The organism is Streptococcus sp. D7B5, from assembly GCF_029691405.1.
In the GTDB taxonomy this organism is placed as follows: Bacteria; Bacillota; Bacilli; order Lactobacillales; family Streptococcaceae; genus Streptococcus.
The window spans coordinates 401,389-417,699 of the sequence record NZ_CP121467.1 but is presented as its reverse complement, the minus strand read 5'-3'; the positions used below and the strand labels follow the sequence as shown (position 1 = coordinate 417,699).

At 39.0% G+C, this 16,311-nt stretch carries 18 protein-coding genes; 1 reads left to right on the top strand and 17 read right to left on the bottom strand.

Going from position 1 to position 16,311, the window contains the following annotated elements; all coding sequences use genetic code 11:
* Positions 1–8: 8 nt before the first annotated feature.
* From lacG to P8P68_RS01930, 17 genes are all read right to left on the bottom strand, one after another.
* Positions 9–1,415 carry a 6-phospho-beta-galactosidase gene (gene lacG / locus P8P68_RS02010; RefSeq protein WP_049484411.1) on the bottom strand — a complete coding sequence of 469 codons (1,407 nt, stop codon included), beginning with the start codon at positions 1,413–1,415 and terminating at the stop codon, positions 9–11.
* Between the two features lie 84 nt (positions 1,416–1,499).
* Positions 1,500–3,194: a lactose-specific PTS transporter subunit EIIC gene (locus P8P68_RS02005; RefSeq protein WP_001037310.1), complete on the bottom strand. Its 1,695-nt coding sequence runs from the start codon at positions 3,192–3,194 to the stop codon at positions 1,500–1,502.
* Positions 3,194–3,511 carry a PTS lactose/cellobiose transporter subunit IIA gene (locus tag P8P68_RS02000; protein WP_001078328.1) on the bottom strand — a complete coding sequence of 106 codons (318 nt, stop codon included), beginning with the start codon at positions 3,509–3,511 and terminating at the stop codon, positions 3,194–3,196. Before P8P68_RS02000 ends, P8P68_RS02005 begins: the two co-directional genes overlap by 1 nt.
* A gap of 35 nt (positions 3,512–3,546) precedes the next feature.
* The gene (locus tag P8P68_RS01995) at positions 3,547–4,383 is read right to left on the bottom strand and encodes a transcription antiterminator (protein WP_278276058.1); all 837 of its coding nucleotides are present in this window, start codon (positions 4,381–4,383) and stop codon (positions 3,547–3,549) included.
* Between the two features lie 236 nt (positions 4,384–4,619).
* Positions 4,620–5,600, bottom strand: coding sequence for a tagatose-bisphosphate aldolase (lacD, locus tag P8P68_RS01990; protein WP_001229130.1), 981 nt, complete (start codon positions 5,598–5,600; stop codon positions 4,620–4,622).
* Position 5,601: 1 nt separating this feature from the next.
* On the bottom strand, positions 5,602–6,531 hold the full coding sequence (locus P8P68_RS01985) for a tagatose-6-phosphate kinase (protein ID WP_278276057.1): 930 nt from the start codon (positions 6,529–6,531) through the stop codon (positions 5,602–5,604).
* 10 nt (positions 6,532–6,541) lie between these two features.
* Positions 6,542–7,057: a galactose-6-phosphate isomerase subunit LacB gene (gene lacB / locus P8P68_RS01980; RefSeq protein ID WP_001216921.1), complete on the bottom strand. Its 516-nt coding sequence runs from the start codon at positions 7,055–7,057 to the stop codon at positions 6,542–6,544.
* A 30-nt stretch (positions 7,058–7,087) separates the two neighbouring features.
* Entirely contained in the window at positions 7,088–7,513 is a 426-nt protein-coding gene (lacA, locus tag P8P68_RS01975; protein ID WP_000029277.1) for a galactose-6-phosphate isomerase subunit LacA, read from the bottom strand.
* Positions 7,514–7,799: 286 nt separating this feature from the next.
* Positions 7,800–8,696 (bottom strand): aldose 1-epimerase family protein, encoded by an 897-nt coding sequence (locus P8P68_RS01970; RefSeq protein ID WP_278276056.1) that lies wholly within the window; start codon positions 8,694–8,696, stop codon positions 7,800–7,802.
* Between the two features lie 108 nt (positions 8,697–8,804).
* Positions 8,805–10,280: a PTS galactitol transporter subunit IIC gene (locus P8P68_RS01965; protein WP_044020842.1), complete on the bottom strand. Its 1,476-nt coding sequence runs from the start codon at positions 10,278–10,280 to the stop codon at positions 8,805–8,807.
* Between the two features lie 55 nt (positions 10,281–10,335).
* A complete protein-coding gene (locus P8P68_RS01960; protein ID WP_000590551.1) occupies positions 10,336–10,641 on the bottom strand; it encodes a PTS sugar transporter subunit IIB in 306 nt (101 codons plus the stop codon).
* A gap of 37 nt (positions 10,642–10,678) precedes the next feature.
* A complete protein-coding gene (locus P8P68_RS01955; RefSeq protein ID WP_000521987.1) occupies positions 10,679–11,155 on the bottom strand; it encodes a PTS sugar transporter subunit IIA in 477 nt (158 codons plus the stop codon).
* A gap of 190 nt (positions 11,156–11,345) precedes the next feature.
* Complete coding sequence (locus P8P68_RS01950) at positions 11,346–12,035, bottom strand: sugar phosphate nucleotidyltransferase (protein ID WP_000643950.1); 690 nt, start codon at positions 12,033–12,035, stop codon at positions 11,346–11,348.
* Between the two features lie 11 nt (positions 12,036–12,046).
* Positions 12,047–12,925, bottom strand: coding sequence for a DMT family transporter (locus P8P68_RS01945; RefSeq protein ID WP_278276055.1), 879 nt, complete (start codon positions 12,923–12,925; stop codon positions 12,047–12,049).
* A 1-nt stretch (position 12,926) separates the two neighbouring features.
* Positions 12,927–13,784 carry a phosphotransferase family protein gene (locus P8P68_RS01940; RefSeq protein ID WP_000413082.1) on the bottom strand — a complete coding sequence of 286 codons (858 nt, stop codon included), beginning with the start codon at positions 13,782–13,784 and terminating at the stop codon, positions 12,927–12,929.
* Positions 13,785–13,800: 16 nt separating this feature from the next.
* The gene (locus P8P68_RS01935; RefSeq protein ID WP_000609906.1) at positions 13,801–14,823 is read right to left on the bottom strand and encodes a ribitol-5-phosphate dehydrogenase; all 1,023 of its coding nucleotides are present in this window, start codon (positions 14,821–14,823) and stop codon (positions 13,801–13,803) included.
* 4 nt (positions 14,824–14,827) lie between these two features.
* Positions 14,828–15,535, bottom strand: coding sequence for a 2-C-methyl-D-erythritol 4-phosphate cytidylyltransferase (locus P8P68_RS01930; RefSeq protein ID WP_000638516.1), 708 nt, complete (start codon positions 15,533–15,535; stop codon positions 14,828–14,830).
* Between the two features lie 441 nt (positions 15,536–15,976).
* On the opposite strand from P8P68_RS01930, the gene P8P68_RS01925 reads away from it, so the two are divergent.
* Positions 15,977–16,276 (top strand): YbaB/EbfC family nucleoid-associated protein, encoded by a 300-nt coding sequence (locus tag P8P68_RS01925; protein WP_000981534.1) that lies wholly within the window; start codon positions 15,977–15,979, stop codon positions 16,274–16,276.
* Positions 16,277–16,311 lie beyond the last annotated feature (35 nt).

Sequence of the window (16,311 nt, the reverse complement as noted above, 5' to 3'; positions counted from 1 at the left end):
GTTGAATTTTAATCAATAAGTTGTGTCTCAGCTAGTTTCTTGTACCAGTGAGCCGATTTCTTTGGATAGCGCTCCTGAGTCTCAAAATCAACATAGAAGAGACCGTAACGCTTTTCATAGCCATTTGACCAAGAAAAGACATCCATTAGCGACCAGATAAAGTATCCTTTGACATTGGCTCCATCAGAGATTGCAGATGCAATCACTTCCATATGTTTCTTAACATAATCAATCCGCCCATCATCGTAGACTGTCCCATCCACAAACTCATCTTTGTATCCGAGACCATTCTCAGTGATGTAGATTTTTTTGTAATTAGGATAATCTTTCTTCACGCGCATGATTTGGTCATACAAACCTTGAGGGTAGATAATCCAATCCCAATCGGTACGTGGGACATAATCAGGAGCTACACGACGACCAACTCCCTTAATCTGATACTTAGAGCTTCCTTTTTCACCTTTTCCATTGTGGATGATTTCCGTCTCTCCATCAAAGGCTTGCATCCAATCACTCATATAGTAGTTAATTCCTAGGAAGTCGTTCAAGTCTTTTGCAGCTTCTAGGACTGCGAAGTCTTCTTCACGCAAATCTAAGCTTCCACCATTGACTGCTAAGATATGGTTGACACCTTCCATGGTTTCTTCGGAATATCGTCCTAGATAAGTTGCATCCAAAATAAATTTATTGTGAATGATATCTTCTAACTCAGCCGCTCGAACATCTGCTGGATTATCTGGATCCAGAGGATACTTAGTAGGCAGGGCATGAACCACACCAATTTCACCTTTATAACCTTTACCTTTATATAGCTTGACTGCACGCGCATGCGACACCATCATATTGTGATGAGATTGGAAGACTTTGGCAAGGTCGTACTGAATACCTGGAGGGAATTTCCCAACCAAGTATTGACCATCACCAATTGGCCCAATTTCATTAAAGGTTGTCCAATAGTTAACTTCAGGAAATTCTTCAAAACAGAAAGCCGCGTAGTCTACAAAGTGTTCAATGTTTTCACGGTTTAAGAAGTCTCCATTTGAATGTAGAGCTTCTGGCGTGTCAAAGTGATGAAGAGTTACAAAGGGCTCAACATGCCGTTTGTGACATTCTGCAAATAGATTATGATAGAACTCAACCCCCTTGTCATTAACCTTCCCATAACCAGTTGGAAAGATACGTGACCAAGCGATTGAAATACGGATACCATTGACACCATACTCTTCTGCAAGTTTGAGGTCAACTGGGTATTTGTGGTAGAAATCACTGGCTGGTTCAGCAGTGTACCAGTAGTTATCTTTGAGGTATTTGTCCCAGGCAACTGGTCCTTTACCATCGGTATTGGTCGCACCTTCTGCTTGATAGGCTGCTGTTGCCCCGCCAAAAATAAAGTCTTTTGGAAGTGTTTTTGTCATTTGATTCACCTTTCAAGAAATAGAAATGAGATGGAGATAGAGTTGGGAGGAGTTCCGCCATCTCACTTCTTTGCTATTTACATTTTACTCTTCGAACTGCGCTTGAACAAAGGCAAGAGCGCCTTTTCCATCACGAGTCAGTTTAATGTATTGGCCACCTTCTGTCTTGGCAAGTTTGATACCAAGTTTGTCGGTTTCGGCCTTCATGTCTTCAAAGTTTGAAGCAACTTGAGGAGCAAGGATAACCAGATCAAACTCAGGCAACATTTCACGGTGAGCACCATAGCCACCAGCTGCTGCTTTAACAGGAACTTTGTACTCTGCAGCTGCCTTGTTTAGAGCATTTGCAAGGAGACCACTTGTACCTCCTCCTGCACAGAGAACGAGAACATTTGTTTCTTCTGTGATTGTGTTTTGCGCTGCTTCTACACCAGCTTTTTCAAGAATAGCATCTGCTTTGGCAGTATTGAAGTTTGCAGCTACTTTTTCTTTCAATTCATCATTGGCTTTACCAGAACGTTCTTCTTCAAGGATTTGTTCATCATAAACCTTGAGGAATGGATAGTAGATGGCTACGTCAACAAGGATTAACAAAGCAGCAAGTACAAATGACAAGAATTGGAAGTTTGTACCGAGAACAATACCGAGCGGACCTGGTGTTGTCCAAGGAAGGTTGGCAGTAAATGAGTTCATGCCAAGCGTCTCAATGAAGAATTTAAAAATCCATACGTTGGCAATTGGCGCAAAGATGAATGGAATAAAGAAGATTGGGTTCAAGACAAGCGGTGCACCAAACAAGATTGGTTCATTTACACCAAAGAAAGTTGGAACTACTGAAGCACGTCCGATTGCACGGTTACGTTTCGATTTGGTTAACCACATGAACATGAATGGAACAACCAGTGTCGCACCAGTACCACCCATGGTAACGATAAACATTTGTGTACCAGAAGTAAGAATCTTGTCAGCGTGCATACCTTGTTGGAGAAGGTTCAAGTTGACTTCGGCATTTGCATAGGTAATCGCTGCGATAGCAGGTTCAACGATAGATGGACCATGGATACCAACAAACCAGAAGAAGGCAAAGGCACCAAAGATAATGGTAATACCTAGATAGCCATCAGCAGCTGAGAATAATGGTGCAAAGAATTTACCGATTGATTCAGCTACGCTTGCACCAACAAAATGACGAGCTAGTAAATCAAGAGCATAAAGAGAAACCACTGATAGAGTGAATGGAATCACATCTTTAAAGACTTGTGAGATATTTGGTGGAACTTCGTCAGGCATACGAATAGTGACGTTGTTCTTAACACAAACCTTATAGATGGCTACAGTAACAAAGGCAGCAAGGAAGGCCGAAAGCAAACCTTTTGTCCCCAAGAATCCAGTAGCTAGTCCATTTTCGATAGGATCAGCTGCTAACATTAACAAACCAACAATCGCAGCCAAAAGTGTCGACATATAGTTGATTTGGTTGGTTTTCTCCATGCTACGGTTTACTGAGTCGGTCAATGACTTAGCTGTTGTACCAGCTACCAAGAGAGCTAGAATCCCCATTGAATAGCTATAAGGTTTCATGAGGAGATTGACAACATCGTCAGACCATTTAAAGCCCCATGAGTTTGGTACAAAAGCAATCAAGATAAAGATACTTGAGAAGAGAATAACTGGCATTCCAGCAATGAAACCATCTCGAATGGCACGAAGGTAGATATTACGAGACAGTTTTTCAAAGAAAGGCTTTCCTTTCTCGATAAAAGCAATTAATTTATTCATTACTTAACTCCTCTCTTGTAGAGTTCGATTAAATGGTGCATCAAATCTTTTAACAAGATAGTTGTCATCAAGTGATCCTGACCGTGCATCATGGTTACACTATAGGCTAAGTCCTCACCTGAAGCTTCCTTAGTTAATAGACTTGTTTGCGCGTGATGAGCCTCAGCGATGCAACCACCAGCTTCCTCTACGAGAGTATCAGCTTTCGCAAAATCGCCAGCTTCAGCAGCCTTCAAGGCTTCCAATAGTTTTGAACGAGCATCGCCAGCATAGGCTACGATTTCAAAACCTAACAATGTTACTTCTTCTCTATTCATGATAGAATTCTCCTTATGTATTTTTAATTAAATTTTTATGACAATAAACGTTGGATATGTAGAACTAGATAAACTCGTTCACTTTTATACAAATCAAGACCCGTATGTTGCGTAATCACATCATAGATCTTGGAACCAATCTCGAACGCTTTTGGATAGGATTGTTTAATATGATCTTCCATATCCAGAAGTGATTGGTTATCATCTCTGGAACGGTCTAAATAATCCAAGAAATAATTCAAATGAATCATAAAACGATCATAGAAATGATTATTCTCTTTGGTTCGTTGAATTGCATAACCCTTTAGCACTTCTTCGACATTCCTGAGAATTTCTTTCCTCTTATCAATCGACTCAACCACTTGAACTTCATTCTCCCCTTCGGCATTGATGAAATGATAAGCGATCCGAATAATTTCATCCTCAGGGAAATGATCTGTCAACTTCTGACGATAGATTTCAAAGGCTTCCTTTGCGATTTGAAAAGCGAAAGGATACTTGGCAGAAATATCTGGCAGATTGCTATCCTTGTACCTTCCTTGTGCTAGAGCTTGGTAAGAGCAGTAAATATGATCTGTCAAGGTTACGTAGAGATACTCTTGAATCGGATAATGATATTTCTTTGATAGCTTATCAATGATTTCATAAGTCACTGTGATAAAATCAAGCGGAACATCTTTGAGGAGAGCCATAAAGTTTTCTCTTGACTCTTCGGTCTTCATCCGAAAGATTTTCTCAACCTGATTTTCAGCAATCAAATCCCCCTTCTTCTTTCCGAATGCAATCCCCTTACCAATTACAATCACCTCTTCTCCTTTGTCATTTCTGACAAGTGAAACATTGTGATTCATTGGATTTAGAATTCGATACATGGCAACCTCCTTTTATATCTTAAAGGTATATGAGTACAAAAAATGACCACAAATGAACTAGAAAATCCTTTGATTTCTAATTCACCTGTGATCATGCCTAATATTACTTAGTAACACTCACCTTGTATTAACTTGTGATTTAAGTATAGCACAAGTCAGTTTTTTTGTAAACCTTTACATTCAACTTTTTTTAAAATTTTTATTTAGATCAATGTTCCTAAGATTAGGGGGGAAACTTATACACGTTCTTTCCATGAAGTCGCTGTTGTTTGAAGAACCTTGTTGAGTTCGTCAATGTTCTCAAATCCAGTTGTACGCAACCACTCACGAGCTGCTGCTTCACCGTCTTTGATGTAGGCTTCAACTGATCCAGCCCAAGTTGCACGGCCACAAAGAACTCCGTTGAAGTTTGCACCTGATTCGTGGGCAAAGACAAGCGTTTCTTGGAAGAGTTTAGCTGATACACCCGCACTCAAGTAGATGTATGGAAGATTTGTTGCTTCGTCTTGCGCTTTGAAGAAAGCTGCCGCTTCTTCACGAGTATGCACGATTTCACCATCGCCAAAGCCTTCAACGTATTTGACGTTGACTGGAACTTCTACTTTCAAGACATCGATGTTAAAGCGTGGGTCTGAGAAGACTTTCATAGCACCAATAACCTTGTGTGGTTTCACTTTTGCGTATTCTGCAGAGCCAGCATCAGCAATTTTTTCATCGTAAGCCAAGATTTCAAGGAAGAATGGAATATCTTCTGCCACACACTCTGAACCGATGCGTTCAATGTAGGCTTGTTTTTCTTGGTTGAGTTCGTCAGCGCTGTCTACGTCATAGTAAAGCAAGAACTTAACAGCGTCTGCACCTTGTTCTTTGATGCGTTTTGCAGACCAAACATCCAAGCAGTCAGGCAAGCGTTTAGTGCTAGTTGTATCGTAGCCAGTTTTCTCATAAGCAAGGAGAAGACCAGCATTTGGATCAAGCGCTTTTGTAGCTGGAAGACCATACTCTGGGTCAAGAAGCATAGAGGATGCGTATTTTGTCAATTCATCTGCAACTAAGACTTTGAGTTCTTCCATTTGAGCCACTGTCGGCTCTTCTGTTTGGTATTGAGCCATAAGGCGTTTCAAAGCACCACGTTGGTCAAAGGCAAGAGCGGAGATAATGCCATTTTCATCTGAAAGTTTTTCTAAGCGTGCACGTTTTTGTTCTGTTAAAGCCATTTTATACCTCTTTTACTATTAATTGATCATATAAAGCTTGATAGTTGGCCATATTGACATGACCTGTCATCTTTTCTTGGGCATTGAGCATACCAAGGACATTGGCCTTGATGAGGAGTTCTTGATCAGATTCCTTATGAAGAAGACCTGAGGAAATCCCTGCCACAGTAGAATCTCCAGATCCAACAGGGTTCACTACCTGAATTCTTGGAATATCAACCTTGTAGAAAGTATCCCCATGCTTTGCAAAAGCACCATTTGCACCAAGTGAAACAATTATCCACTCAATCCCTGCAAATAAAGGCTCTTGAAGAACTTCTTTTAATTCATCCAAATCCTCAGAAACTTCTTTCCCAAGAAGCTGAGACAATTCTTCGTTATTTGGTTTAATAACTGTTGGTTTGTGTGGTGATTCAAGGACAGCCTGAAGAGCTGCACCTGAGCAGTCTAGAACAACTGGTTTGCCTGCTTGATTAGCAAGTTCTACTAAGCTTGCATAATAGTCAACTGGAAGCCCAGCTGGCAGACTACCTGAGATAGCGACTACTTCCACAGTGTCAAGGAGATTTTCGAAATGAGCCAAGAAATCTTGCCCTTCTTGTTCAAGAACTTCGGGACCTTTTTCAAGGATTTCTGTTTGGTTTTCACCGTGTAGAATAGCGATACAGTTACGAGTCTCTCCTTGAATCGAGAAGAAACGTTTCGTTACTTTATCATCGATATGCTCTACTAAAAACTCACCAAGTTTACCACCGACCAAACCAGTAGCAGCAACAGAATCACCAAATTCTGAAAGAACTCGTGTAACATTGAGACCTTTACCACCAGCTGTCTTGGTCACGTCCACCACACGGTTGACAGTGTCAATTTTTAATTCATCCAAAGGATAAGAAATATCAATGGACGGATTCATTGTGACTGTTAAAATCATGCGTCACCTCTTAGTCGTGGTATTCACCGCGATCCCATTTTTCAAGGAATTCTGTAAAGAAGTTTGCATCTGCTTGATGAGCATTGTGAGTTTCAACGTGCTCAATTTTCGCAATCAATTTTTTGTTTTCTTCTGATGGTTTGTATTCAGCATTGATGAAAGCTTCAATGATATCACACATAAGCAGTTCACCAGTGATTTTACCACCAAAACCAATAACATTGGCGTTCAATTGTTCTTTTGCATAAAGTGCTGTTGTCATATCACGAACCAAGGCAGAACGAACTCCTGGAACTTTATTTACAGCGTTGTTGATACCAACACCAGTACCACAGATACATACCCCAAGATCAGCTTGACCGCTTGTAACGGCTTCACCAACTTTTTTACCAAAGATTGGGTAGTGAGTACGTGTGTGGTCATAGGTACCAAAGTCGATGACTTCATATCCTTTTGATTTCAAAAATTCTGAAACCGCCATTTTTTCATCTGTTACGATGTGGTCACATCCAATTGCAATTCTCATTTTTAACTTACCTTTCTTACTGTAATCTAATTAGCACATTTTGTTCAACATATCCACACGAATTTGGTGACGACCACCGTCGTATTTACCGTTAACAAAACCTTTAGCAATATTTTTAGCCAATTCATCACCAACAAGTTGTGCACCCATAGTGATCATACGTGAGTTGTTGTGTCCACGAGTCATATAAGCTGAACGTTCGTCAGATACTTCTGCGGCAACCATTCCTTTGATCTTTGTTGCAACCATAAATGGACCAGCACCATAAGCATCAATCACGATACCAAGGTTTTGTTCTTCTTTGTTTACTTCTGCAGCAACAGCAAGAGTCACATCAACAAAATCTTGACCTTCAGCTGTAACATCCACAACGTGGAAGTTTTCTTTTTCCAAGAAGTCTTTCACAACTTCTTTCAATCTCAAACCTGCAGCATCTGCACCGATAACAATAGACATATTGTATACTCCTTTTTATTTTTCTAGGCTAGTAAAGACTTTTATAGTTAGCAGTTTACCTACAAAAGACTTTCTAGCAGTTTATTGACAAATTTGATTGAATGAGATGAATATCACCTTATCCAAGTCCAGGAAATCAAGTTCCTAGAAACAAACTTTCTCCTCTAAAGAGAATATAACAAGTGATTATTTGTTTGTTACAAACATCATTTGTTGCTTACAAACATAATATACTCCTATTTATAGAAAAAGTCAACAGTAAATGTTTGTTTTTGTAGTTTTTAATCTAAAATATTTCAATATCAAAGCCAATCTGATCTACTTGACCAGGTTCTAGGAGACGAACATTCTTCTTATCTTCTAAATGATCTCCTTCTTCAAGAGATGTTGACAAGCCAGACCAAGGTTCAAAGGCAATGAAAGGTCCCTTATTCAAAGTTGACCAAATGATGAGATTTGAAAACTCTTGAAAGTGTACTTTTAATCCCTTCTCATGCTTGCGAGAACGAAGGGCAATTGTTCTGGATTGCAACTCATCCAAAGTCACTGCATCAACACTAAACAGATTGTAACTGAGATCCACTTCCTTTTGCGAATCCAACCATGGACTTCTATCTTGGAAGTCTAACAAGCCAGTTTCTGGGAAAGGCCGGGGAACAGAGCAAGTCTCTTCTTTCTCAAACTCTAAATAGTAATCTTCATAAGTTTCGCCATCTAGCAGAGGACAATTAAATCCTGGATGTCCACCAATAAAGTATGGCATGACCTTGCTAGTTTCTTTATTGAAGACTTTGTATTGAGTACGAACAGTCTTGCCAGTCACTTCATAAGTGATTTCAAGGCGGAAGTGATAAGGATAGTTTTGATAAGTATTCTTATCGTCTTCGATAGCAAAAGTAACACTGTTTTCTGTCTGAGCAACTAAGTCAAATTTTTTTTTACGGACCAAACCATGGCGAGGAATGTTTCCTTTCGTCTCTGTTCCATCTGCATGACTGTAGAAGGCTGTATCTTCTCTTAAAGAGCCACAGATTGGAAAAAGTACTGGCGCTTGTCCACTCCAGTAAGTGGCATCTCCTTGCCACAAATACTCAATGCCTTCTCGGTCCTTGATTGACGACAAGGCGCCACCTAAGGTTTTAAACTGGACCGTTAACTGGTCTGATTTGATTTCAATTACCATAATATTCTCCAACTATTTTTTAGATTTTTATATAAAAAACTAGGTTGCCACTCCCAATGTAGGAAATTAACAACCTAGTTTTCACAATTTACATTTTATAGGAGCGAATTATTTAGCATTTGCTGCGTATTCTTCGTTACGTTTGATCATTTGTTTTCTATACCAAGCAAAGATACCTACATAGAATACAAGGAAGACTGCTGCACCAAGGATTGCTTTGATATCACCTGTTGTAGCATTACCGATTGCCCAACCAAATAGTTTTTCAATTGGTCCTTCAAGAGTTGAGTGAGTAATCAATTGAGATTGGTTCACACCTTCTGGGAAGGCACCTACACCTTTAGCAAGTTCTGTTGCGAATGGTGCGATAAGAGTACCTGAAAGAAGGAAGAGAGGCAACAAGAGTGTTCCGAAGATAATCATACGGAGCAATTTACCACGTGTAACAACCAAGAGAGCTGGAGTCACACCCATAGCGATGATACCTGCAAGTGGCAAGATACCATTTCCGACATTAGAAAGAAGTACAGCTTCAATCAACATGATTGGTGCAAGTACGTTGGCACAAGCCCAGATTTCAGCACGACCAGCGATGAAAGGCCAGTCAAGACCGATGTTGAATTTACGTCCTTGAAGACGTTTAGTAGCAACGTTTGTAATACCTTGTGAAAGTGGTTCTACGGCTGCGATGAACCAAGATCCGATAAGTGAGAAGAGCTCCAAGCAGACACCAGCTGTCAAACCAAGGCTCAACCAACCTTTAATAACAAGTTCCCATGAAGATGCATCTTCTACTCCAGCAACTGGATGTGGAGTTCCCATCAAACCAATAACGATACCAAGAATGAAACCGATGAAGAATTTAGATCCCCAGAAACCGATTTTCTTGTTCAATTTTGCAGCGTCAAAGTCATATTTATCAAGACCTGGCAAAACTTTATCAAAGATCTTATCCAAGACCATGATAACTGGGTTCATCATATAGTTCATGTGTGTTGAAGTCATTGGTGATGAACTTGGTGCGTTAAGAAGGTCGTCGAAAGTTGGTTTCATCAAGTCAGAGTTAATGATCTTCAAAATACCTACAAGTACTACTGCTGCTGTCGCGATGAAGAGTGAAACCCCTTGGCTTACACCGTTGTTGTCTGCATACCATTTGATCAAAAGACCAGTAATTGACAAGTGCCAGATATCGAAGATATCGACGTCAAGTGTATCTGTTTTCTTCATTGCAAGCATCACAACGTTGACAATCAACATTACAAGCAAGAAGTAAAGTGTCCATGCAGATCCCCAAGTGATCGTAGCAAGCGGTGCCCAACCAACGTCAGTGATGTTCAATTGGATACCAGTATTTTCAACAAACTTCGCAAGGGATGCTGAGAAAGCTCCGTTGAGCATACCGATGATAGCACCGATACCAGTAAGAGCAATGGCAAGCTTGATACCACCTTCAAGCGCTTTGGAGAATTTCACTCCAAAAAGTAGGGCCAATACTGTCAAAATGATCAGCATGATGATAGGACCACCCATAGCCAAGATAGGTTTGAAGATATCGTTGGCCAGATTGATAATGACATCCATAATGGTTCCTCCCGTTTTTTTTAGTTATATGAATGTTAACAAGATAAAGAATAAATTAGCTTAGTCCGTGTTCTTTGATAGCTGCTTCAATATTGTCAAATACTGGAGCGCTCATCGCTGGAATACGGAACAAGATTGGTCCAGCTTCAATTACTGGAATACCTGGTTCAAAACCAAGGTCAGTTGCAGCGATTGGTGTAAAGATATCGTAGCCCTTGATAAGGTCTTCGTTTACATCTTTCACCATGACTGCATCACAGTGAACATCATAACCACGGTTTGAAAGTTCTTCTTCTAGAGCACTTTTAATTTGGTGACTTGAGTTAACACCTGCACCGCAGGCAGCAAGAATTTTAATCATTTGGATTTCCTCCGATTTTATATTTTAATAGACAAGATTAAGCGGTTGCTTCAGCAATGTAAGCATAAAGTTTTTCTGGTTCGGAAATTTTTGATAGATCTTCCAGATGTCCATTTCCTGTGAAAAAGTCCATCAACTGAGCCAGAATATTTGTTTGACTTGAACTTGAGTTGTTAATGATAAAGAAGAGTAGGGATACTTCTACTTCCTTATCAGGAGCTATCATATTGTGAAAAGTTACTGGTTTTTCTAATCGAACAACCACTACTTTCTCAGCTAGATTATGAACAATATCTGTATGAGGAATCGCTACATTTGGCAAGTCCTTTCCTAGAAATTCCATATCTAAACCAGTTGGAAATGACTTTTCACGCGTGATCAAGGCTTCACGATAAGTTGGAGTGACAATTTCTCGTTCTTCCAACAAGCTTGCTACCTGATCAAAGAGTTGTTCTTGATTATTCGCTTCTAAGCAAAACACTAGGTTTTTGTCAAAGAAATGATCTAATCCCATAACATTTTCCCTTCTTTCAATTATCTTTTATGCTATAAGTATAACACTATATGAAATCGTTGTCAATAATTTTTGTTTTATTTTGTTCTTTTTTTTGTAATTTTTGTTTCATTTAAAGAATACAATCAATATCAAACATTCTTGTTGTAAAATCCACAAAAAAAGAAGGCCCAAGCCTTCTTCTCTTTCCTTACTCAATAGTAGATAAAATCTCTTCTAACTTATGGTAGTCCTTTACACTATCAATTTCATAGATGCTATTTCCTTCTAATTCTTCGACATAGACATCTAATTCTTTGATATTATCCTTAACCATGTTGTCCCAGTAGAGATCAACAAATTCACCACTTTCGTAAGCTTTGTCAATAAAGCCAACAATCTTCTCAGCAGTTGGTGCATCCCAGAATGAAACTCCGCTCAGAATGCGACCAGCCTTGCTGTCAACAATAATGTCTTGAACCTTGTAGTCATCACCGTAAACCAAGAACCACTCGTTCGTACAGTCTTCACGATAAACGCTAAAATAGGTAGAACGTTTAAGATCGTTTCGAAACATATTTTTGAAAAGATAGTTATCTGCATCGATGACGTAGCTGTTAGCCAAATCTTCTTTTACTAGATAAAGTGAGTAAAAGTTATTGTAATCAGCATACTTGTCGTTAAAGACTAAACGGACACCATATTTTTCTTTTAGGTAGTCAAATTGTTCTTTGAGGTAACCGACAACGATGATAATCTCATCAATTCCTCTCTCTTTCAAAAACTCAATTTGGTATTCTACCAAGGGTTTTTGATTAACCTTAACCAAAGCTTTTGGTGTATTTTCAGTCATAGGGCGTAGACGAGTTCCTAAGCCCGCTGCTAAAATAATCGCTTTCACACGAATCTCCTTTATTCTTTAATAATAATATAAACACCAGCCATAACAATAAGTGAAGTGATGATTGTCAGCATATCTAGCGGTGCACCCAAGAAAACAACTGCAAATAAGACAGTCCAAACTACATAGCTCACATTCAAACCTGTCGCTTTCGCAGGTTGCAAACGATTAATGGCGATATAATAAGCTAAGTAGGAAATCATGTTAAAGGCCGCAAAGACAAGCAAGAGGCCTAGTAACTGCCTATCTGCCACTTCTGCAAATGAATGGTGTGAAAAGAGCACAATCACAAGATAGGACAAGAATGAGGTTACTTGTCGGATTAACAAGGCTTCAATTTCACTTAAATCACTTTCCATAGCATAGGAGCTGAGAACACTTTCGCTCCCCCAGGCAATGGCACAGATAAGGGCACAAAGAATCCCAATGTAAAACGAGTTAACTTGTTCAACCTTATAGGTTTGAGCAATGATAGCTGCAATAATCAAGAAAACACCAAATACTGTATTCTTTGAAACCTTGTGTTTCAAAATGAAGAAGGCTAGAAAAACTGAAACTGCTGGATAGATAGCTGATACAGATGAAGCTAGTGAACTACCGATATATTTAACCGCATAAAGATTGGCCTGCATACCAATTGGTCCTGCTAGTAAAGCTCCGATTATAACACTCACATTTCGAATATTTAAGAAAATAGAGAGGCGAACTTTTCCTTCTTTTACCAAAAGAAAAGCTAACAAGATAAAGATACTCAAGAAATCATGAGCAGCAGCCACCACAAAAGGTGAGAGATTTGTAAAAATTGAAAAGATATAAGCACTAATCGTTAGACCTAATCCCCAGAAGATACCAGAGAGCAGACCAAAAGAAACACCATTTTTATTCTTCATCCTAACCTCCATAATAAGTCAAACCCTCGACAGCTCTTTGGTAACGGTTGATACCGTAATCTCCAAAATCAGCTCCTTGAGCTTCTTTGTACACTGTCCACAAACTCCAGATAGTATCTTGCAAGATTTTATAGATACGAATCTTCTCACGTGATACAGGCGTTTTGTCACTTTCATAGTAGGAAAGGAAAGCATCTTCCTCTTGCTTTGTAAATTCAGACTCTAAGAAAAGTGCTGCCAAATCCCACATTGGATCATTCATGGAAGAGTATTCCCAGTCAATCAAATACAAGCGACCTTGAGGTGACTCGATGAAGTTTTCTGGAACCAAATCGATGTGACAGGACTTTCTATCAACACCCAAATCAGCCAATCTCTTTTCTAGTGAAAATACATCTTTTCTTACAGCTTCATAGTTTTCATAAGGGATAGCTCCCTCAATCAAGGATTCATATTTGCTGATTTCCTCAAAAGGAGCAAACTCTCCTCTTAATTCTTTCCCTGAAGCATGGATGGTTTGTAAAATTGGTGCAATCTTTTCAAACTTGGACTTGATTGATGTTGAATCAAGAGTTACTGCTGATTCAATGTACTCATTTACTTTAATCCCTGACTCAATATCAAAGAGATAATTTTTGACATCTAAATCTAAATCCTCTAAAAGTTCAAGATTGTACTTTTCATTTTGACGATTGATGAGTTTTTCAGTCCCTTTACCAAAAAATTTCACAATATACTGTTTGTTGGTTGTTTTAACCAAATAGTTTTGGTTGGTCATGCCTCCCAACTGTTCAACACTGAGTACTTCCTCTTCATCAGATAGTAAAGAAGAAATTTTTTCTTTGATGAGTTTCTCCACAATTAACCTCCATCTTCTACACTTCCCACTTAAATACTGTTTTAAAAGCAGTATTCAGGTCTGTAGCAAAGACACGGTGAATGTCCTTGATTTCTCTCACAGGCTCTTCAACATAAAGGATATTCTTCAGACGATTTGCAAACTTTTTGACTTCCATCATTTGAATGGCCTTCTCAAAATCAACGCGTCCTGAACGAGATGATCCTACTAATAACAATCCTTTTTCCAAAGCATCTCGTGTATTGATATTAACCTTGTATTCACTCACTCCCATCATGAGAATCGTTCCCTGTGGACGAATATAGCGAATCAGGTCATTGATAGCTGGTCCTGTACCATCACCACCGCAACACTCAAATCCATGATCAAAGGTCAAATCCTCTGGGATATTATCAGTAATATAGCACTCTTTTGCAAAAGAGAAGAGTTCCAGTTTTTCCCAATGGCGTCCAATCACGATAATCTCTGCTTCTGGCAAGGTATAATTGATAATATTTGCAACCACAAAGGCCAAACTACCATCTCCGATAACAGCGATGCGCTCTCTCTTGCTATGAGCAAGATTTAAGAAACGATCCATGGCATGCATACCAACACTTACAAACTCGGTAATGGCAGCAACTGTATCTTCGATATCATTATAAGAAACGACTCGGTCTTTTGGAAGAGAGACAAATTCTCGCATAAAACCATCGTGACCACTAGATAGGAAGTAGGTTCCTGTCATGTAGTTCTCGTAGAATTCCTTGTCACTCTGCGTCGGCGGTTGATTGGGAATCATAACTACCTTTTGACCAACTTCATAAGTCCCAGTTGGATCTGAAATAACAGTCCCACAAGATTCGTGTATCATCGCCATAGGAAGCTTTTTAGCCAATATCTTTGGATCGCGTTTCCCTTGATAGTAACGTTGATCTGCATGACAAACCGCCATATAATTTGGACGAATAAGGATATGATTCTCCTGATCAATGTCTTCTTCTTGATATTTTACATTGATAAACTTTGGTTTGGTCAGTTGATAAATTTGATTAATCATAGCCTTAGTCTTTCTCAATCATGCTTTTCGCGATTTTCAAGTCTGTCACAGTTGTGATTTTAAGATTTGAATATTCCCCTTTAGCTAGGGCAACATCCTTCCCTTTGATAACAAAAATCTTACATGCATCCGTCAGGATTTCCTTTTCTTGGTCAGATAGGGAACCATACAAATCCATGAAATCCTTGCAGCGGAATGTCTGAGGTGTTTGACCTTGATAGAGGTGAGCACGATTTGGAATATCAGTGATAAACTGACCATTAGTACTTTCAACAATGGTATCAACTGCTTCTACTACTGTGTCAACCGCATCATGATTTTGGGCCAGTTTGATATTGTCCTGAATCATGCGAAGTGTAATAAAGGGACGAACAGAGTCGTGGGTAATCACGATATCTTCTGGAGTGATTGGACGATAGGCATTAATAGCTTCTATAATCTTCTCGATACTGGTATTGCGATCAGCACCACCCTTGGTAATGATGATGCGATCCTTGTGGAGAGAAAGATACTTATCAACTAGGTCCTCAGCGTGTGACACCCAATCTCCATGAACTCCAACTACAATTTTTTCAATACTTGGTTCCAAAACAAATTTTTCGATTGTGTGGATCAAAATAGGTCTATCACCTAACTCCAAGAATTGTTTTGGTAAATTACTGATTCCCATGCGTGTGCCAGTTCCTCCGGCTAGGATTCCTGCATAGATCATATATTTTCTCCTTTAGTTTATTCTAAAAAACTCATTACCATCTATTATATCACAATCTGTCTCCATCATGAAAAAAAGACAGAGCGTCATTTAGTCTAATCAACACACCATTAAAGGTAAAAAGTGAACAATGTGTTACTAAATCTGGAAAGACTATAACAAATTAAGAAATAAAATTAGGTTATCCTCTATATTTTCTGCTTAACGTTCGGTTAACATAGAGTTCTCTAGAATATAATAGAATCCTTAAAGAAAACTTAAATGAAATTTATTTGTTTCGCAAAGAATACCAGGTGTGCATAGTAAATTTCTTAAAAGTTGTTTAAGGGACTCATTATAAAAGTTCATATATCTAATGAATTAAACAAATAATAGACTTTTGCTCCTAAAATTGATAAAATAAAAAGAAAAATAATAGAAAAAAGGGAACTGTAAACCGCCATGATGAACATGCAAAACATGATGCGCCAAGCACAAAAACTTCAAAAACAAATGGAACAAAGCCAAGCAGAACTCGCTACCATGGAATTTGTTGGAAAATCTGCTCAAGAGCTTGTCCAAGCGACCTTAACTGGTGACAAAAAAGTTGTCAACATTGACTTCAACCCAGCAGTTGTAGATTCAGAAGATCTCGAAACACTTTCAGATATGACCGCGCAAGCAATTAACGCTGCTCTTGAGCAAATTGATGAAACGACTAAGAAGAAACTCGGTGCTTTCGCTGGAAAATTGCCTTTCTAATCCACAAAAAAAGAGAAACATCTGTTTCTCTTTTT